This window comes from Synechococcus sp. CS-603, assembly GCF_977929215.1.
Genome location: NZ_OZ376778.1, coordinates 1,393,344 through 1,411,924 on the forward strand (window position 1 = coordinate 1,393,344; position 18,581 = coordinate 1,411,924).

The window sequence follows — 18,581 nt, forward strand, 5'->3', positions numbered from 1 at the left end:
CCCTAAAGGGGCCGCAGGGGGGGCAGGGGCCGGCTTAGGGCCTCCACCGCAATCCCCTCGCGCAGGGCCAGCAGCAGGCCAGCGGCTTCCGCGTAGCTCGCCGCCTTCAAGGCCTTGAGGCCGAGGGCTTCGGCGGTGACTGCCAGCAAACAGGGATTGCCTTCCACCGCGATCAGGGGGATGCCGCGCTCGGCGCAGCTGAGCACCGCCTGGCCGCCTAGCGCCCCCGCCGGTGCCACCACCGCCCCGATCTGGCTGGGGTGGAGCAGGCCTGCCCGCAGCGGCGCGGCGTTGGCGTTGGTGGTGGCGATGGAGGTGGTGGCACCGGCGGCATCGTCTGCAGAGAAGAGCTCGACGAGATCGGGCGCCCGGCTCAGCCCCACCAGCACGCAGGCCAGAAAGGTGTGGCCGAGTTCCTCAGCGGCGGCCCGGCCATCGAGGCCAGGGTCAAGCGGCAGGGGCGCCAGGGCCGGAGCATGGGCACAGGGCAGGCCGAGGTGGCGGCCCAGCAGGTGGCTGATCAGCGCCTCGGCCCCGGCCAGGCCATCCACCCCGCCGCCCTGGCGGTAGGCCTGCAGGGCTTCACTGCCGGCGTCTTCGGGGAAGCGGGTCACCACCGCGATCGCGCTGGCTCCCTCCGAGCGCAGCCGCTCGGCGGCGCGCAGCAGGGTGGCGGGGGCAGCCAGCTGGCCCCAGCTCACGCCGCTGGGCCCTGCGCAGAGGCTCACCCCAACGGCCTCATCGGTGGTCACCACCGGCCCGATCGCGAGGCCCAGGGTGGCCCGGCAGGCCTCGGCCACCTGCAGATGGCGCAGCCGCAACTCCGGCTCGATCGCCGCATCCAACAGCAGGCCCAGGCGCTGCTGGCGCACCGGGGCAAGGGCAAGGGCGCCGCTGGCAAAGCGATCGAGCGCCCAGCCCTCCACGTAGTGGAGGCGGGGATCGCTCCAGTAGAGGGCGGCCCCATTCATCACGTTGGGATGGGTGATCAGGCAACCACTGGCGGCGGCCAGCAACCGCGCTGCCGGCAGGCCGTCGCCGGCAAAACCGCCGATCTGGCAGCCGATTCCGGTCGGGATCACCAGCAGGGTGGGCAGGGGAGCCAACGGACTCACGGGCACAGGAGCACCGCCTCAATCCGCAGCCTGCGCCAACCAGGCTCGCCATCAGCGGCAGGCTCTGCGGCCGTGATCGCCCAGCGCAGCGGTTCCCCCTTTTCCCCCAACGCTGCGAGCAGCTGGGGCAGCAAGGGACCTGGCGCCGTCTCCAGCCAGAGATCCAACCGCTGCAACTTCATCCTTCCTGGAGCGAGCGGCCTTGGCCCGCCGGGGGCCGCTCCATCACTGGAACTGCCCGAACTGCAACTCATACACAGCATCTTCCTGGCCGGCCAGCAATTTGAGGTCGCTGCGGGGGTAGGAGACGCACAGGAGGGCGTAACCCTCGGCCTGCAGCTCGGCCTTTACCCCCATCGCTTCGCTCTGATCGACCGTGCCCTCGCTCAACTTGGCGGCGCAGGTGGTGCAGACACCCGAGCAACAGGAGCTGGGCAGGGGCACACCGGCCAGTTCCGCTGCCGCCAGCACGGTCTGGTCGGCGCGGCAGCTGAACGTATGCATGGTGCCGCTCAGCTCGGCAACAACCGTGAAGCTCTCACTCATGACAGGCGGGGGAGACGGGGGTCCAGTGGTCGGGGTGGGGGGCCAGGTATTCGGAGGCGGAGGCGGAGGCGGAGGTGGCCTGCGCTGATTCCCCACGGGCGCTCAGAACCAGGTCGAAGCTGATCGAGAGGCGCACATCGTCGGCATCTTGATTGAGCGTGACGGCATGGTCGGTGCTGGCCGGGAACAGAACCAGCAGTCCAGCCTCGGGGGCCACATCCAGCCAGGCCGCATTGAGCGGATGGTTGGCGGCGATCGGTCCAGCATGGCCGACACCCAGCCCCGGCACGAGCTCGTTCAGCTGGCGTGGGGCGAACAGGCGCAGCGAACCGCCCCGCCCGGAGCCGTCGCCGTTGAGATAAAAGACGGCGCTGAGGTGGGCATTGGGGTGGTGATGGCGGCCCACCACCATGCCCTCTTCGCTGACCACCGGCCAGCTGCGCTGGATGAACAGGGCGATCTCCTCGAGCTTGAAGCCGAGGGCTTCGAGGTAGGCCCAGGCCTGAGCTTCAACTTGTTCGCGCAACCAGGCAAAACCAGGTAAGCGGTGCAGCTGCCAGACACCATTGAGATCGCCGGTCCAGGCACAACCTGGATCCGGGTTGCTGAGGGTGCTGCCGCGCAGGGCGAGCACGTCCTGCATCATCGCCGCCGTTGTCAGCGGGTCGGGCCCCAGGGCCACCCGCCCGAGGGCGAGCGGAAACAGCGGCTGAATCTGGAGCGTCTGGAGCGCCAGCTCAAGCCATCGCCGAGCCACCCACCACTTCCAGAATTTCCTGGGTGATGGCCGCCTGGCGGGCTTTGTTGTAATCCAGGGTGAGCGTCTTGGCGAGCTCCTTGGCGTTGTCGCTGGCGTTGTTCATGGCCGTCATCCGGCTGGCCAGTTCACTGGCGGCCGCCTCCTGCAACGAACGCAGCAGTTGGTTATCGAGATAGAGGGGCAGCAGCGCATTGAGCAGCTGGTCGGGGCTCTGCTCGAACAGGAATTCGCTCTGAAGCGCCGGAACCTCATTGGCAGACGAGGCGCCACGCTCCACGGTGAGCAGGCCTTCGCGGGTGGTGAGCCGGAAGATTTCGTCATCCTGGGCCGCCACACCCTGGGGATCGAGGGGTAGCAGGGTCTGGGAGACCGGAGCACTGCTCACCAGGTTGACGAATTTCGTGTAGATCATCTCAACTCTGTCGGTGCTTCCCGAGAGAAATTCGGCGAGAATCTCATCACCAATCTTGCCGGCCTCTGCTGCGGTTGGCACCTGCTCCAAGCCGGTGAAGGTGGAGAGGATCGGGTAGGAGCGGTTCTTGAAATAGCCGGTGGCCTTGCGGCCGATCAGGACCAGTTCCACCGTGAAGCCCTGATTCTTGAGCTCGGCGAAACGCTGTTCGGTGCGCTTGATGATGTTGGCGTTATAGCCGCCACAGAGGCCTCGATCGGCACTCACCACCACCAGGGTGATGTGGCGGAGGGGTCGCTCCTGTTCCAGCAGCGGCGTGTTGCTGACATCCTCGAAGCGAAGCCGCGACTGGAGATTTTCCAACATGCGTGCCAAGCGATCGGCGAAAGGCCGGGAGCGCAGCACCTGTTCCTGGGCCCGCCTGACCTTGGCTGCCGCCACCAGACGCATGGCCTCGGTGATCTTGCGGGTGTTCTTGACCGAACTGATCCGGTCGCGGATTGCTTTGAGGTTCGCCATGGTTCAGATGCCTCAGGCGGTGGCCAGAAGGGTGGATTTGACTTCGTTGATGGCCGCCTTCAACAACGCCTCAGACGCGTCGTTCATCTGCTTATCGGTCTGAATCTGTTCGATGAACGCCGAGGCATTGGATTTGAGGTACTCCCGCAGCTCACGCACGAACTGGCTGCACAGTTCAACGGGAACCTCATCGATCAGGCCCTTGACACCGGCATAGACCACAGCCACCTGCTCGGCCAGGATCAGCGGGCTGAATTGCGGCTGCTTGAGCAATTCGCGCAGGCGCTTGCCACGGCCCAGTTGCTTCTGCGTGGTGGCGTCGAGATCGGAGGCGAACTGGGAGAAGGCCGCCAGTTCATCAAACTGAGCCAGTTCCAGTTTGAGTGTGCCAGCGATCTTCTTGATCGCCTTGGTCTGGGCAGCGCCGCCGACCCGGCTCACCGAGATGCCCACATTGATGGCTGGCCGTAGGCCTGAGTTGAACAGATCAGAGGTGAGGAAGATCTGACCATCGGTGATCGAAATCACGTTGGTGGGGATGTAGGCCGACACGTCGCCGGCCTGGGTTTCGATGATCGGCAGGGCGGTCATGCTGCCCTTGCCCATGGCATCGGAGAGCTTGGCGGCTCTTTCGAGCAGGCGGCTGTGGCAGTAGAAAACATCGCCGGGGTAGGCCTCACGCCCGGGCGGGCGGCGCAGCAGCAGCGACATCTGGCGGTAGGCCTGGGCCTGCTTGGTGAGGTCGTCGTAGACCACCAGGGTGGCCTTGCCCTTGTACATGAAGTATTCAGCAATCGCCGCGCCGGTGTAGGGGGCCAGATATTGAAGAGCGGCAGGTTCCGAGGCGCTGGCGGCCACCACCACGGTGTAATCGAGGGCGCCGCGCTCACGCAGCACGTCCACCACGTTGGCCACCGAGGCTGATTTCTGACCGATCGCCACGTAGACGCAGACAACGTCTTCGCCCTTCTGGTTGAGGATCGTGTCGATGGCGATGGCGGTCTTGCCGGTCTGGCGATCGCCGATGATCAGCTCCCGCTGCCCACGGCCGATCGGGATCATCGCGTCGATCGCCGTGATGCCCGTCTGCATCGGCTCATGCACCGACTTGCGCTGAATGATGCCGGGGGCCATCGATTCGATCAGCCGGGTTTCGCTGGTGGCGATTTCGCCCTTGCCATCGAGGGGGAGACCCAGCGGGTTGATCACGCGGCCGAGCATGGCCTCACCGACAGGCACCTCAGCAATGCGGCCTGAGGCCTTCACGGTGCTGCCTTCCTGGATTCCCAGGCCTTCGCCCATCAGCACCGCGCCGACGTTGTCGTCCTCAAGGTTGAGGGCAATGCCCTCGGTGCCATCTTCGAATTCGAGCAATTCGCCGGCCATGGCCTTCTGCAGTCCGTAGACCCGGGCGATGCCATCACCCACCTGCAACACCGTGCCGACGTTGCTGACCGAAACGGACTTGTCATAGTCCTCGATCTGCTGCTTGAGGATGGCGCTGATCTCGTCAGGACGGATGGAAACCATGGATTCAGGTCCCCGCTCGGGGAGGTGATGGAAGGGGAGGGATTGGAGAGAGTGGCGGCTGGCGGCTGGGCTAGCCCGCCTTGGCCAGGGACAGGCCGAGGCGACGAACCTGCCCGGCCAGGCTGGCATCGATCACCTGGGAGCCCAGGCTGACGACAAAGCCGCCGATCAGGGCTGGATCAACGCTCAGATCGAATTCGACACTCTCGGTGCCGGCGACAGCGATCACTTTCTGGCGCAAGGCAAGCTGCTGGTCTTCGCTGAGCGGCGTTGCAGACGTGACGCTGGCCAGGGTGATGCCCCGCTGTTCTCGGAAAAGTTCCAAGAAGCGAATCAACACCGCATCGAGCAAGGAGAGACGCTGGCGATCGGCCATCAGCTTGAACAGGTTCAGCAGGGCTGGGGTGACCTGTTCGCCGAACAGGCTGACGAGAATCTTTTTCTTGACGTCCGGTTCAATCACCGGGGAGGTCATGGTGTCGCGCAGTTCGGCAGAAGACTCCCAGAGCACCAAGAGCTCTTTGGCCTCTGAAGCAATCAGGTCGGCTTCCTGCCGCTGCTCAGCCACCTGAAGCAGAGCATCGGCGTAGGGAGAGGCAATCGAATTGAGCAGCGGCATCAGCCTTGTCCGATGGTTTGGATGGACCGGTCGACCAGCAGGCCCTGGGATTGCTCATCGAGCTTGCCCGGCAGGATCGAAAGGGCGCGCTCGATCGCCTGGCGAGCGGCTTCCCGACGCAACTGATCACTGACACGGGCCGCCTCGGAATCGAGATCAGCCACCGCCGACTGCTTGAGACGGGCCATCTCTTCAACCGTGCGCTGTTCGCTCTCCAGCCGAATGGCATCAGCCCTGGCGACCCCATCAATCCTGATGCGCTCCGCTTTGGTCTGGGCATTCGCCAGATCTTCCTGGGCGACGATCAAAGCGGCATTGGCCTGCTGAAGTCGTTGCTCGGCTTCCTCCAGGTCGTTGAGGATGGCGCTGCGACGGCGTTCAAGAACGCTTCCCAACACCTTCGGCAGAAACCAGACCAGGCCAGCAATGACGATGGCCAGGTTGATGATGTTCGACTCGAACAAATCAAAGTTCAGGCCAAAACCACCTTCAACAGCCAATGAGCAGACGGGTAGATGGGCAAGGATCATTTCACGGCCAGCAAACGTTTGACGATCTGATCTCCGAGCTGATCAGCCTTGGATTTCAGTGATTCCAGCGCAAGCTTGCGCTCGCGATCGATCTCACTTCGGGCAGTTTCCCTGCTGGCGTTGGCCTCGGCTTGGGCAGAGGCCAGGGCACTGCGGTAAAGCCTGTCCATCTCCTGCTCGGCGTCGAGGATCAACGACTGAGACTTCTGGCGGGCCTCCTTGAGCTGGGCCTTGAGATCAGTTTCCAGCCGTTCAACCTGGGCAAGCTTCTGCTTGGCCTCGGAGCGACTGGTGCTGAGGTAGCTCTCCCGCTCTTCCACCGTTCTGCCAACGGGCCTGAAGAACAGGGCATTGAGAACGAAGGTGAGCACCACCACCTGAACCGCCATGAGAGGCAAGGTGGCGTCGAGGTCGAATAAACCTCCCTCGGGTGTGCCGGAGGCGGCGAACAGAAGCCAGCTGGTCATGGGGAAAGCGCTGGGGGAATCGAAAATGCTCGAAGAGGAGAAAATCCCTCAGCGAAGCGGTGATGGTGATCGGGCGTGCAGACGGCCGCGATCAGCCGGCGAAGGGGTTGGCGAAGAGAAGCACCAAGGCAACCACCAGGCCATAGATGGTGAGTGATTCCATGAAAGCCAGGGACAGCAGCAGGGTGCCGCGGATCTTTCCTTCGGCTTCGGGCTGACGGGCAATGCCTTCGACAGCGCCGCCGGAAGCAGTGCCTTGACCGATGCCAGGTCCGATCGAGCCGAGGCCAACGGCCAGACCAGCAGCCACAACAGACGCAGCGGAAGTGATGGAATCCATGGTGGAATGAGGGGATGTGGGGCGCCGGAGAGCGCGGGATAGGGCTGGCGCCAGGGACATCTCACCGAAGGGAGACGGGCCCGGAGCGAACCGGACCTGCGCGCAGGAGTTTTAGCAGAGGGCGGACCTGAGCCGAAGCAAGCGAGCGGCCGATCGGATCAGTGGGCCTCCTCGTGGACGGCCTCACCGATGTAGTAAGCGGCGAGGGTGGCGAAGATCAGCGCCTGAATGGCACTGGTGAACAGACCCAGGAACATCACCGGCAAGGGGACGATCAAGGGAACCAGGAAGGCAAGAACGGCCACCACCAGTTCGTCGGCAAGAATGTTGCCGAACAAACGGAAGGAAAGAGAAAGAGGTTTGGTGAAGTCTTCGACGATCTTGAACGGCAGCATGATCGGCGTGGGCTCCACGTAGTACTCGAAGTAACGGAAGCCTTTGCGGCTCAAGCCTGCGTAGAAGTACGCCAGGGAGACCAGCAGAGCTAGTGCAATGGTGGTGTTGATGTCGGCGGTGGGCGCTCCGAGTTCACCACTCGGCAGCTGAATCAACTTCCAGGGAACAAGGGCACCACCCCAGTTGCTCACGAAGATGAACAAAAAGAGGGTTCCGATGAATGGAAGCCAATCACGGTAGGCTTTTTCGCCGATGTAGTCGCGGGCGATGTTCCGGATGTACTCCCAGAGGAATTCCAGCAGGTTCTGGGTGCCGCGGGGATCGCGTTCCAACTTGCGGGTTCCTGCCACCACAACAGCCAGTAGTGCCGCAATGACCAGCCAGGAACTGATGAACACCTGGCCGTGAATCTGGAAATCACCGATTTGCCAGTAGAGGTGCTTCCCCACCTCAAGTTCGGCGAGTGGCAGGAATGGAGGCAACGGAAACATCGGAGGGTACGGAAGTGCCGCTGCTGCGACGGACGGGTGAGCTCAGCCTGGGATCGAAGAAACCCTGGCGGGGATAAGGGCCTGAATCAATATCGCCGGCTTATAAAGCAGAAAGCCGATCAGTACTGGAACGATGTCCAGGGCTGGCAGACGGGCTGCAGCCAGAACCAGAACCACAGGAACCAACAACTGGGCTTTGCCCACATTGCGGGAGTTGGAACCGATTCGAGCCACTGAACGGGCCAGCAACTTGAGATAGAGCATGCCAGAGAAGGCACCGATCATCAGGCTGATGGCAGGGCTGATGCCTAACAGCAGGGCTGTCAACAGCACAGCCACCGCTGCAAGAATCAACGTGGCCATCAAGAGACGGCTTTGCAGGCGGGCATAGTCGTCCATGCCGTTGGCAAGAGTTGACTGGACCAACCCAGAAGACTCTGGATCAGCTGGCGAGAAGAGTTTCTGCGGAGCGAGATCTCCATCCTTTCCTTTGGACAGATCAGCAAGCAGGGCTGCACGACGATCAAGGATTTCAGGAAATCCTTGCGTCGTCGTCTCACTCACCTCATCGAACTTGACCCCGCCAAGCGGCTGGGTTTCGGAGGTGCTGATACTCGCCGAATTGACAGCCTGCAAACGCCCTGAAGCTCGGCTAATGGCAGTAGGAACCTATCACGTGAGGGCTGGTGAGCCAGCTGATTTCAAGGGGTTGCAGAGAGCAGCAGGAGCCGTTGCCGCCACAGTTGACGCCCCACCTCGGCCAGTTGGGATGGGGGCCAACTCAGCGGAAGGTCAGCCAAGGGCTGGCCCGGTGCGGAGCTCTCCAGCGCCTGGAGCAGCTGTAACGGTTCGGGGTCAAGTTTCACTGGACGCAGATCTGGATCGAGGAGACTCGCTCCGGGCCAGCCCCAGAGGCAGGGATTGCGCCTGCCGAAAGCCGCCAGCAGATCCTCATCGCGGGCCCAGAGGCTGGACTCCAAGGCTCCCCGGCTGAGGAAGAACTCGAAATGGCTGATCTCTGGATCGAGGCTCTCCACCAGGCCCCACTGCTGCCTCTGGGGCAGGCTGCGGGCGCGCTCCAGCAATTCCCCCTGCAACAGGCGGGCCGGATCCCATTGCTCCGGGTTGGAGAATCCGGCGAAGTTCAGCCCCGAGCTTTTGACGAAGCGAAACAGCCCGTCGAGGTTGTAGCTCGTCTCCTGGGGATGGAGATACATGTCGGCGAAGTTGGCATCCGCTGCCGTGTCGAGGGCCCAGCGTTGCTCGTGATGGCGGCGCAGCCGGTTGTTCTCCGGCAGATCCTGGAACAGTTGCCGGCCCAGGCGCAGAGCGTCTGGAGCGTCAGCGACACCCAGGTCCTGCAGTGCCCGCTGGATGCGGTGGATCTCCCAGCGACCGGCATCCGCATAGAGAAACAGGTGCAGCAATCCACCGGGCTTGAGCAGACTTGCCAGAGCTAACAGTCCGGCGCCTGGCTCGCGCAGGTGGTGCAGCACACCCACTGAATTGATCAAGTCGAAGAGGCCTTCCCCTTCCAGATCCAGCAGGCTGCGCTGCTCGATGCGCAGACCGGCGGCCACCGCCGCAGCGCCGGAGCGTCGCAGGCGCTCGCGGGCCACGTCCAGGGCTCCGGCGCTGATGTCGATCGCCAGAATTTCAGCCCCTGGGTTGAGATGCGCCAGGTAATCCGTGCTCACGCCGGTGCCGCAGCCGGCGTCGAGGATCCGTGGTGGCTTCGCCAGGTTGGGAAGCCGGCCCGTGCAGGAGCTGAAGGCCGTGTCGTAACACCAGCGCCAGTTGTATCCAGGTGGAGCTCCGTCTTGAAGGGGGTCACCCGGGTAAGGGAAGCGGTCGTAGAAGGCGCTCACCAGCGGGGTGGCGGCGTCAGCAGGGGCCTGGGACATGGCGGCGGTGTGCGGTGTCCGACCAGGGGAGCATTTCACGGGGTTCGCCGTCCGCACCGCCTCAGGAGGTTCGGGCTGCAAATATTTGTTCATAGCGCCTGGGGATGGCCGAATCGCAGCCGTACCGTGGTGCGGCCCGGTACACGCCCCTCCATGACCGTGACCGCCAGCAGCGGCAGCAGCAGGGTCTCCCCCCAGCGCTACGACACCTTGCCGCTCTCCAGCGTCCGTCAGGCGGAACAGCAGGATCGTTTCCCTGAAAAGGGCGAACTTGACACCCTGATCACCTTCTTCAACAGCGGCGCCATCCGGCTTGAAGCGGCCCGGCGGATCTCAGCCAATGCCGATGTGATCGTGGCCAAGGCTGCCAATCGCATTTTTGTTGGCGGCACTCCCCTCTCCTATCTCGACGCGCCCCTCACCCCTGTTTTGGTGAGCAGTGCCGCGACGGCCCCCTTGGCCGCTGACCAGATCGCGGCCGCCACGTCTGTGCGCACCTTTGCCCAGGGCATCGGTGGCTCCGGCTTGCTCGGTCGCATCCTCGAAGGGGTCCAGGCCGATGCCGATGTTCGCGTCGTGCTTCCGGCTGGATTCAGCCCGATCAGCGTCGCCCGCTACGGCTCAGACCGCATGCGCAAGTCGTTGCGTGACATGGGCTGGTTCCTGCGCTACGTGGGCTATGCCGTGGTGGCAGGCGATCCCAGCATCCTGGCGGTGAACACCCGGGGGCTCCGGGATGTGCTCGAGAAGGGCTGCTCCCTGGCCGCCACCAATGTGGCCGTCCAGGAAATGCGAGCCGCCTCCGCCAATCTTTTCCGCCAGGACGCTGAATCGCGCCAGTTGGTGATCGCCTGCTTCAACGTGCTCCTCAAGGAGCTGGAGGTGCCCACACCTTCCGCGCGCCAGCGCCTGGGTAGCCCCGTCAATCAGGGCCTGCAGTTGCCGGCCACCTACGCCCTGGCTGCTGAGAACCCCCAGCGCTTCGTGATGAGGCCAGGTCTCTCCGGCCGGGAGAAAGCTGAAGTGATCCGGGCGGCCTACCGCCAGGTGTTCGAGCGCGACATCGTCAAGGGCTATTCCCAGGTGATCAGCCCGGTGGAGGCCACCCAGACGGCCCAGGGCCAACTGCCAATGCGGGAGTTCATCCGCAGCCTTGGTCGCAGCAAGGAGTACCGCCGTCAGTTCTATGGACGCTTCTCCAACAGCCGGGTTGTGGAACTCGCCTTCCGCCATTTCCTCGGCCGTGGAGTCAGCTCGATTGAGGAGTTCCGCCGCTACTTCGCCATCGTGTCCGAGCAGGGGCATGCCGGGCTGGTGGATTCCCTGATCAACAGCATGGAATATGCCCAGGTCTTCGGCGAGGAGACCGTTCCCTTCCTGCGCGATCTCGGCGAAGAGGCCCAGGAAAGCGCCGGCTGGGGTTCGAACCGCAAACTTTTCCGTTTCAGTGCGCCGTTTGAGGGAGCCCCGCAATACATCACGCTCTATGCCTCTTATCGCCAGCCGCTGCCGGATCAGCATGTCTACGGGGGCGGCAACGACCCGCTCGGACTCAATTACGGAGCGATTTTCCCTTCCAGCACGGCTTCCGTTGCCACCCGAGGGGCACCCTTCAACTACGACACCCGCCGCATCCTGGTGGGCAACGGCATGGTCCAGCCAGGTCAGATGGACAGCCCCCAGTTCCGTGCGGCCGTTCCGCGGCGGGTAGGCCCCAAGCTCGTGCGCCTGCAGCAGATCGCCACCGGTGGTGCTTCGGTACCTCGCCGCAATGGTCAGGCGAGTGTGCGCAACACCGAATCCAGCACCCAGGCGGTGATCCGTGCTGTGTACGTCCAGGTGCTCGGCACCAGCGGCTATGCCGGCGAACAGATCACCGTGGAGGAGATCAAACTCGAGAACGGTGACATCAGCCTGCGCGAGTTCGTCCGCCAGGTGGCCCGCTCCAAAGCCTTCCGTCGGCGCTATTGGTCTGGTCTGTACATCACCAAAGCCATTGAGGTGATCCACCGGCGTCTGCTGGGAAGACCAACCTTCGGGCGCTGGGAAATCAACAGCTACTTCGATACGGCTGCCCGCCAAGGCTTTTACGGCGTCATCGACGCCATGCTCGAAAGCCGGGAGTACAACGACTGCTTCGGCGAGGACTGCGTCCCCTACGAACGCTTTGTCACGCCAACGGATCTCAATGCCCGCCGGACTCCTACCTTCCGCCAGCCGCTCAATACCGCTGGCTTGGTGGATCCAACCCCGATCAACCGCCCCCAGGTTGCTCAGCCGAAACCCTTCCGTGGCAGCGGCGATCTGACGCCCCGAAACCTGCCCGATCGTCGCTTGACCCGGGTCGTGGGTGGCTGGAGCGCGGCCATCAGCGGTGGCGAGTCGCCCAAGGCATCCTCTGCAGCTCGGGCTTTCCAAGGGTTAAGGCAGCCTCCAGAGCCCACCAGGCGTTGGAAACCCACCCAGACGAAGCCAGGATTCTCCAGCAGCCCAGCCTGGAGTGCCTCCCGTCCCTCCGGCTTGCAGGGCACTCCTTCAAAACCATCGATGGCAGCGGGTGGCTGGTCGGCCAACGTGGGTAGCAATGGTGTCAGTTTCACCCCCGCCAAGCAACCGGATGCCGCGATGGCCGGGGCCCTCCAGGGCGGACGCCCCCAAGGATTCAGTCGTCGCGGTGGAATCGGTCAGCCGATTCTCTGGAACCAAGACGGCGATGAAGCGGCCCTTCAGGTGGTGATCGAGGCCACTTACCGCCAGTTGCTCAACCGGGTTCCTCTGGCCTCCGAGCGACTTGTCGATGCGGAGTCCCAGTTGCGGGACGGTCAGTTATCCGTGAGCGAATTCGTGGGCCTGATCGCTGCTGGCGACGAGTTTCAGCAACGCTTGAACCGGATGGCCCCATTGCGAGCAGCTTCGGCGGCCTATCTCGCCCTGCTGGGCCGGGCCGGGCAGCCGAAAGAAGTGAGCCAGTTCCTGGCCACCAGGGCCAAGCGGGGCCAGGTGTTTGCCCTCGACGGGTTGCTTTCCAGCCTTGAGTATTCCGAACGTTTCGGCCGTGACACTGTTCCCTATCTCTGTGGGCTTGCCACCATGGACGGGGTGCCGATCGCCACGGTGAATCGCACGGCCGCGCTCTATGCCGGCAACGCTGGCCTCACGCCTGGGAGCAAGCAAGCGATCTAGCACTCTTGCTGACGGCTTGAACTGAGCCCAGGCTGACCAGGAGTTTGGCTGAATAGGATCTGGGCTGAACAAGATCTCAGCTGACCAGATCACGGCTGAGCAGAGTTTCTGCTGAACAGATCAGGCAATTCAGTGGTGGCATTCGCAGCGACGATGCCACTGGAAATAGGTCGGGCTTATTCATGCTTTTTGTGTGGATTATTGCCGATTCCGATGATTGAAAGTCTTGCGATCCAGGCAGGGCGATCAGGAATCGTCGCCTTTGCTCCAGGCAGGGGAATCAGCGGCATAATTCGCCAGATGCCTTGACAGCAAAGGGTTTTGCCCGATCCGGGTGCCGTGAAGAACTGTTACCACCGCGACGCTTGATCGCCCCTCTTCCCGCAGAATCAATTGGCGATCGGCCAGCTCGATTGTTCGCTTTGACTCCAACCCAACCCGCGTCGACCCCCAAGGTCTGCCGGAGGCAACGAGCCAAGGTATTCCCCTTACCCATCCGGATATCGGTCTCCTTTCGGTGACCGCTTGTTTCGAGGCAGAACTGCATGAGCATCGTCTCCAACTCGATCATCAACGCGGACGCCGAGGCCCGCTATCTCAGTCCTGGCGAACTCGACCAGATCAAGTCCTTTGTCAGCGGCGGTCAACGCCGTCTCAGAGTGGCTCAGGTCTTGAGCGAGAGCCGCGAGAGGATTGTGAAGCAGGCCGGCGGCGCCCTCTTTCAGAAGCGTCCCGACGTGATCTCTCCCGGCGGCAACGCCTACGGAGAAGAGATGACGGCCACGTGTCTTCGCGACATCGACTACTACCTCCGCCTTGTGACCTACGGCATGGTGGCTGGAGATGTGACTCCCATCGAAGAGATCGGCATCATCGGTGCCCGGGAGATGTACCGCGCCCTCGGCACTCCCCTGGAGGCCATGGCCGAATCTGTCCGTGAGCTCAAGAACGCCTCCATGGGGCTGCTCAACGGAGCCGATGCCGAGGAGGCAGGCTTCTACTTCGACTACGTCATCGGCGCCCTCTCCTGAGGTCCGTCCCTTCCTGCCCCCCGCCTCTTCCCAGGACCCATGCAAGACGCGATCACCAACGTCATCAATCAGTCCGACGTTCAGGGTCTCTACCTGGACGATTCCTCTATCGGACGTCTTGAGCAGTATTTCGCCAGCGGAGAACTCCGGGTCAGAGCGGCGGCAACGATCGGTTCCAACGCTTCGGCGATCATCAAGGAAGCCGTTGCCAAAACCCTGCTCTATTCGGACATCACCCGTCCGGGCGGCAACATGTACACGACCCGTCGTTACGCCGCCTGCATCCGCGACCTCGACTACTACCTCCGCTACGCCACCTACGCCATGCTGGCTGGTGACACCTCCATTCTCGACGAACGGGTGCTCAACGGCCTCAAGGAGACCTACAACTCCCTTGGCGTGCCCATCGGAGCCACTGTGCAGTCGATTCAGGCCATGAAGGAGATGGCCGCCTCCCTCGTCGGTCCCGATGCAGGTAGAGAGCTGGGCGTCTACCTCGATTACATCAGCTCCGGTCTGGGGAACTGATTCCACTCCGCCCCCATTCCTGAGAGGAATCTTCCATGCGTCTGTTCAAGATCACAGCCTGCATCCCCTGCCCCGAAAAGGTGCGCAGCCAGAGGGAACTGCAGAACACCTTCTTCACCAAGTGGGTGCCCTATGAAAGCTGGTTCGCCGAGCAGCAGCGCATCATGAAACAGGGCGGAAAAATTCTGAAGGTGGAATTGGTCACCGGCCGACGACAAGTCAACGTCGGTAACTGATGGGCGTACGGGCTGAACCGGCAGGTTCTGCCCCCAGCCTTGGGCTTGTCCCAACGATGGGCCCGGGTTCCTAGTTTCCCATTGCCCCATCCATTGCCCGGCTTGTCCGGGCTTTTTTTTGGCCCCTGACCCCTTTCATTGCGACCCCCGGCACGGCTGAATGGGTGGATCTCCCCCGCTCCCTTCGCTTTGATCGGTTTCGCGAACTCCCGCTCCAGGAGCCAGCCACCCCGCAGCCAATCCGGAAGGGGCCAGGCCGAGGCCGATGATTCTCGGTTGCCCTGGGCTCAATGGCCCGCCGAAGCCCGCTTGCTGATTGGCATGGTGGCGATCTGGAGCCTGGCTGGCCTGTTGATCCTGGCTTCAGCCAGCTGGTGGGTGGCCGCCCGTGAAATGGGCGATCCGGCTTTTTATCTCAAACGTCAGCTGATCTGGCTGATCGCCAGTTGGGGGTTGCTCTGGCTGGCGATCAGCACCCCCCTGAGGCGTTGGCTGTGGCTGGCCGGTCCGGCTGTGCTGGTGGGGGTGCTGTTGATCGTCGCCACCCTGGTGGCCGGCACTCCAGTCAATGGAGCCAGTCGCTGGCTGGTGGTTGGACCGGTCCAGATCCAGCCTTCAGAGCTGGTCAAACCCTTCGTCGTCCTCCAGGGGGCCGCTCTGTTCGCCCACTGGAAGCGGATCGGCATCGATCAAAAGCTGCTGTGGCTGGGAACCTTTTCGATCCTGTTGCTGTTGATTCTCAAGCAACCCAACCTCAGCACTGCCGCGCTGACCGGCCTGCTGCTCTGGACCATGGCGCTCGCCGCAGGGTTGCCCCTGCTGATGATGTTGGGCACGGCCTTGGCCGGCGGAATGATGGGCTTGGCCAGCATCATGATCAACGATTATCAGCGCATCCGGGTGGCCTCCTTCCTCAATCCCTGGCAAGACGCCCAGGGGGATGGCTACCAACTGGTGCAGAGTCTTCTGGCGATCGGCTCCGGTGGTGTGTTGGGTGAGGGTTTCGGCCTCTCCACCCAGAAGCTTCAATACCTGCCGATCCAATCGACCGACTTCATCTTCGCGGTATTTGCCGAAGAATTTGGATTCGTCGGATCGCTGATGCTGCTTCTTTTTCTGCTGTTGTTCGCCTTTATCGGTCTGAGGGTGGCCCTGGGGTCGCGCGGCAACCAGCAGCGCCTCGTGGCGATGGGTTGCACCACCTTGCTCGTCGGTCAGTCGATTCTCAATATCGCTGTGGCGAGCGGAGCGATGCCCACCACGGGGTTGCCCCTGCCGCTGGTTAGCTATGGGGGCAACTCTCTGCTGGCCAGCCTGGTTACGGCAGGCTTGCTGATTCGCTGCTCACTCGAATCGGCGGGATTCGACAATCGCCCCAGACGCAAGCGTCGCGAGCGGCAGGGATCTCTTGACGCTGCTGCCATTAACCCTGCCCCGATAGGCTGAGATCTTTGGCCTGTCCATGACCAGCCTGGGGCTGCAACTTGCCGACCTGGCTCGCTGGGGCGAGGAGCTCACCACCAGCTCCCTCAACGCTCCAGGTCCGCTGACCCTGGCGATCGTGTTTGCTGCCGGTCTGCTGACCAGCCTTGGCCCCTGCTCCCTCTCGCTGCTGCCGATCACGATGGCTTACATGGCTGGATTTCCGGACCATGCCGGCAGGCCATGGCAACGCAGTCTCAGTTTTGCCGGCGGAATCGTGCTGTCCCTGGTTGCCCTGGGTGGGGCCAGTGCCCTGCTGGGTAGCTTCTACGGCCAGATTCCCGGTTTCATCCCTGCACTGGTGGCGGTGCTCGCGGTGGTGATGGGGCTCAATTTGCTGGGACTGCTAAGCCTGCCCCTGCCCAGCGGCCCTGATCCGGAGCGTTGGCGACGATACGTTCCTGCGGCCCTGGCCCCCCTGGCCACCGGTGCTGCCTTCGGATTGGCAGCCAGCCCCTGCACCACCCCGGTGCTTGCTGTGCTGTTGGCCTGGACAGCCCAACAGGGCCGTCCCTTGATTGGAATGACGCTGCTCACCTGCTTCGCTGCTGGCCAGGTAGTGCCCCTGTTGCTGGCTGGCAGCGCGGCCTCCTCGATGCGACGGCTTCTCGATCTGCGCCCTCTCAGCCGCTGGATTCCACCGATCAGTGGCGTCGTGCTTGTGGCCAGCGGCGGGCTGACACTCCTGGCCCAATGGCCTTGAGCACTCCTTCTGGTGGCCGCTCCAACCAGCGGATTCTCAGGCTGGTCGCCTGGATTTCCGACCTGCGTCTGGCGATCGGTCTGCTGCTGCTGATTGCCATGGCCAGCAGCATCGGCACCCTGATTCCCCAGCAGGAACCGAGTGATCGTTACCACCGGCTCTACGACAGCCAGCCGTGGCTTGGGCTGATCAATGCCGACTGGCTTCTCAGGCTGGAACTCGATCACGTCTATTCCAGTGGGTGGTTTCTTGGGCTATTGGCCTGGCTGGGCCTCGCCTTGGTGTTGTGCAGCTGGAGGCGTCAGTGGCCGGCACTGCGGGCGGCACTGCGCTGGATCGATTACCGCTCACCACGCCAGCTCAGCAAACTGAGCCTGGCTGAAACGATCTCCAGCCCCGATCCCAGCAACGATCTGCGCCGGCTGGAGGAGCTGCTCGAAGCGAAGGGCTGGCAATTACAGCCGGCCGAGGATCGCCTGGCGGCGCGGCGCGGGATCGGCGGACGGGTCGGGCCCCTGCTGGTTCACGCCGGCCTTGTGGTCTTGATGGTGGGCTCGGCCTGGGGAGCACTCGCTGGCGTGCGGCTCGAGCGTTTTCTGGCCCCTGGCCGGGAGCTGGAGCTGTTGGATTCCCGGGGGGACAGCCAGTTGACCCTGGCCGTGGACAGCTTCTTGATCGAGAGGGATCCGGCCGGTAGGCCCGAGCAGTTCCGCTCCCAACTGCTGCTCAAGAATTCCGCCGGTGAGCAGGTCGATACGGCCGAAGTGAGTGTCAATCACCCGCTGCGCTTCCGCGGGATGACTGTTTATCAGGCTGACTGGGCGCTGGCGGCGATCACCGTTCAGATCGGCCGCAGTCCTTTGCTGGAACTGCCGCTGCGAAGCTTGCCCGAGTTAGGGGAACAGGTCTGGGGTCTGGCCCTACCCACCCGCCCCGATGGCAGTGAGCCCGTCCTCCTCACCCTCAGCAACGAGCAGGGCCCGATCGAGGTGTTTGGAGCTGACGCCGTCTCGATCGGTCAGATCGTGCCCGGCGGCGCCCCGCTGGAAATCGGCGGCCTGCCGTTGCGGGTTGACAGCGTTCTGCCCGCCAGTGGCCTGCTGCTCAAGCGGGACCCAGGCGTGCCGTTGGTCTACACCGGCTTTGCGATCGCCCTGTTAGGGGGAGGATTGAGCCTGATCGCCACCCGCCAGCTCTGGGCCATCGCCGATTCGGCGCGGGGTCAGCTGCACCTGGCTGGCCTTTGTAATCGCAACCTCACGGCCTTGGCTGAAGAACTCCCGGCGCTGTTGGTCCTGGTCCAGGGCGGCCGCTCTAGGGAGGCCGATGCCCAGGAGGTTCAACAGGGCAGCTGAGTGCCGTGGCTGGCGCGGATCACGGTGTGAACGTTTCCACGCGGGTTGAAGTCGGCCTCCAATTGCATCCAGACAGGTTCACAGGCTGCGACCAGGTCGTCGAGGATCCGGTTGGCCACTTCCTCATGGGAGATGCTGCGATCGCGCCAGCTGTTCACGTACAGCTTCAGTGCCTTGAGCTCAAGCACGCGGGGACCGGGCTGGTAGGTCAGCCGTAACACCGCAAAGTCGGGATACCCCGAAAAAGGGCAGAGGCAGGTGAATTCAGGTAGTTCGATCGCCACGTCGTAGGGGCGACCGATCCGGGGGTTGTCGAAACAGATCAATGCGGCTGCGGCAATCTGCCGAGCGCCGTAGTGGGGCGTCTGGGTGTCTGTCATCGAGGAGGGGGGGTCGAGGAGGCCGTGACTCTGCAAGCCGTTGCTGGGCAAGCC

At 63.3% G+C, this 18,581-nt stretch carries 21 protein-coding genes; 7 read left to right on the forward strand and 14 right to left on the reverse strand.

Annotation, left to right across the window (positions count from 1 at the left end; all coding sequences use genetic code 11):
* Nucleotides 1-2: 2 nt before the first annotated feature.
* The 13 genes from ACXMDM_RS07295 to ACXMDM_RS07355 all read right to left on the reverse strand — a co-directional run bounded on the left by ACXMDM_RS07295 (nt 3) and on the right by ACXMDM_RS07355 (nt 9,629).
* A complete protein-coding gene (locus tag ACXMDM_RS07295) occupies nt 3-1,115 on the reverse strand; it encodes a DUF3326 domain-containing protein (protein ID WP_259723310.1) in 1,113 nt (370 codons plus the stop codon).
* Nucleotides 1,112-1,297, reverse strand: a complete 186-nt coding sequence (locus ACXMDM_RS07300; protein WP_071801194.1) for a DUF8621 family protein — start codon at nt 1,295-1,297, stop codon at nt 1,112-1,114. Before ACXMDM_RS07300 ends, ACXMDM_RS07295 begins: the two co-directional genes overlap by 4 nt.
* Nucleotides 1,298-1,340: 43 nt before the next feature.
* Complete coding sequence (locus tag ACXMDM_RS07305; RefSeq protein ID WP_071801195.1) at nt 1,341-1,661, reverse strand: 2Fe-2S iron-sulfur cluster-binding protein; 321 nt, start codon at nt 1,659-1,661, stop codon at nt 1,341-1,343.
* The gene (locus ACXMDM_RS07310) at nt 1,654-2,418 is read right to left on the reverse strand and encodes a TIGR02466 family protein (protein WP_499569289.1); all 765 of its coding nucleotides are present in this window, start codon (nt 2,416-2,418) and stop codon (nt 1,654-1,656) included. Before ACXMDM_RS07310 ends, ACXMDM_RS07305 begins: the two co-directional genes overlap by 8 nt.
* Nucleotides 2,399-3,352: a F0F1 ATP synthase subunit gamma gene (locus tag ACXMDM_RS07315; RefSeq protein ID WP_071801196.1), complete on the reverse strand. Its 954-nt coding sequence runs from the start codon at nt 3,350-3,352 to the stop codon at nt 2,399-2,401. The genes ACXMDM_RS07310 and ACXMDM_RS07315 overlap by 20 nt, the downstream gene beginning before the upstream one ends.
* 12 nt (nt 3,353-3,364) lie before the next feature.
* The gene (gene atpA / locus ACXMDM_RS07320) at nt 3,365-4,882 is read right to left on the reverse strand and encodes a F0F1 ATP synthase subunit alpha (protein ID WP_071801197.1); all 1,518 of its coding nucleotides are present in this window, start codon (nt 4,880-4,882) and stop codon (nt 3,365-3,367) included.
* 70 nt (nt 4,883-4,952) lie between these two features.
* Nucleotides 4,953-5,501, reverse strand: a complete 549-nt coding sequence (atpH, locus tag ACXMDM_RS07325; RefSeq protein ID WP_071801198.1) for an ATP synthase F1 subunit delta — start codon at nt 5,499-5,501, stop codon at nt 4,953-4,955.
* Complete coding sequence (locus tag ACXMDM_RS07330) at nt 5,501-6,031, reverse strand: F0F1 ATP synthase subunit B (protein ID WP_071801199.1); 531 nt, start codon at nt 6,029-6,031, stop codon at nt 5,501-5,503. The genes atpH and ACXMDM_RS07330 overlap by 1 nt, the downstream gene beginning before the upstream one ends.
* Nucleotides 6,028-6,498: a F0F1 ATP synthase subunit B' gene (locus ACXMDM_RS07335; RefSeq protein WP_071801200.1), complete on the reverse strand. Its 471-nt coding sequence runs from the start codon at nt 6,496-6,498 to the stop codon at nt 6,028-6,030. The genes ACXMDM_RS07330 and ACXMDM_RS07335 overlap by 4 nt, the downstream gene beginning before the upstream one ends.
* Before the next feature lie 91 nt (nt 6,499-6,589).
* A complete protein-coding gene (atpE, locus tag ACXMDM_RS07340; protein WP_071801201.1) occupies nt 6,590-6,838 on the reverse strand; it encodes an ATP synthase F0 subunit C in 249 nt (82 codons plus the stop codon).
* A 158-nt stretch (nt 6,839-6,996) separates the two neighbouring features.
* Entirely contained in the window at nt 6,997-7,725 is a 729-nt protein-coding gene (atpB, locus tag ACXMDM_RS07345; protein WP_071801202.1) for a F0F1 ATP synthase subunit A, read from the reverse strand.
* 42 nt (nt 7,726-7,767) lie between these two features.
* Entirely contained in the window at nt 7,768-8,151 is a 384-nt protein-coding gene (locus tag ACXMDM_RS07350) for a hypothetical protein (protein ID WP_499569293.1), read from the reverse strand.
* 275 nt (nt 8,152-8,426) lie between these two features.
* Nucleotides 8,427-9,629, reverse strand: coding sequence for a class I SAM-dependent methyltransferase (locus tag ACXMDM_RS07355; RefSeq protein ID WP_259723307.1), 1,203 nt, complete (start codon nt 9,627-9,629; stop codon nt 8,427-8,429).
* Between the two features lie 153 nt (nt 9,630-9,782).
* Here ACXMDM_RS07355 and ACXMDM_RS07360 point away from each other — a divergent pair, with 153 nt between their 5' ends.
* The 7 genes from ACXMDM_RS07360 to ACXMDM_RS07390 all read left to right on the forward strand — a co-directional run bounded on the left by ACXMDM_RS07360 (nt 9,783) and on the right by ACXMDM_RS07390 (nt 18,147).
* Complete coding sequence (locus ACXMDM_RS07360) at nt 9,783-12,812, forward strand: phycobilisome rod-core linker polypeptide (protein WP_259723306.1); 3,030 nt, start codon at nt 9,783-9,785, stop codon at nt 12,810-12,812.
* A gap of 545 nt (nt 12,813-13,357) precedes the next feature.
* Complete coding sequence (apcA, locus tag ACXMDM_RS07365) at nt 13,358-13,843, forward strand: allophycocyanin subunit alpha (protein WP_259723305.1); 486 nt, start codon at nt 13,358-13,360, stop codon at nt 13,841-13,843.
* A gap of 39 nt (nt 13,844-13,882) precedes the next feature.
* On the forward strand, nt 13,883-14,371 hold the full coding sequence (apcB, locus tag ACXMDM_RS07370) for an allophycocyanin subunit beta (RefSeq protein ID WP_071801205.1): 489 nt from the start codon (nt 13,883-13,885) through the stop codon (nt 14,369-14,371).
* A gap of 35 nt (nt 14,372-14,406) precedes the next feature.
* Nucleotides 14,407-14,607 (forward strand): phycobilisome linker polypeptide, encoded by a 201-nt coding sequence (locus tag ACXMDM_RS07375; protein WP_006171988.1) that lies wholly within the window; start codon nt 14,407-14,409, stop codon nt 14,605-14,607.
* A gap of 321 nt (nt 14,608-14,928) precedes the next feature.
* Entirely contained in the window at nt 14,929-16,053 is a 1,125-nt protein-coding gene (locus tag ACXMDM_RS07380) for an FtsW/RodA/SpoVE family cell cycle protein (protein WP_499570379.1), read from the forward strand.
* Between the two features lie 16 nt (nt 16,054-16,069).
* Nucleotides 16,070-16,792, forward strand: a complete 723-nt coding sequence (locus ACXMDM_RS07385) for a cytochrome c biogenesis CcdA family protein (RefSeq protein WP_259723303.1) — start codon at nt 16,070-16,072, stop codon at nt 16,790-16,792.
* 32 nt (nt 16,793-16,824) lie between these two features.
* Nucleotides 16,825-18,147 (forward strand): cytochrome c biogenesis ResB family protein, encoded by a 1,323-nt coding sequence (locus ACXMDM_RS07390; RefSeq protein WP_233831338.1) that lies wholly within the window; start codon nt 16,825-16,827, stop codon nt 18,145-18,147.
* Here ACXMDM_RS07390 and queF read toward each other — a convergent pair.
* Complete coding sequence (gene queF, locus ACXMDM_RS07395; protein WP_259723302.1) at nt 18,132-18,527, reverse strand: preQ(1) synthase; 396 nt, start codon at nt 18,525-18,527, stop codon at nt 18,132-18,134. The genes ACXMDM_RS07390 and queF overlap by 16 nt on opposite strands.
* Nucleotides 18,528-18,581: the final 54 nt, after the last annotated feature.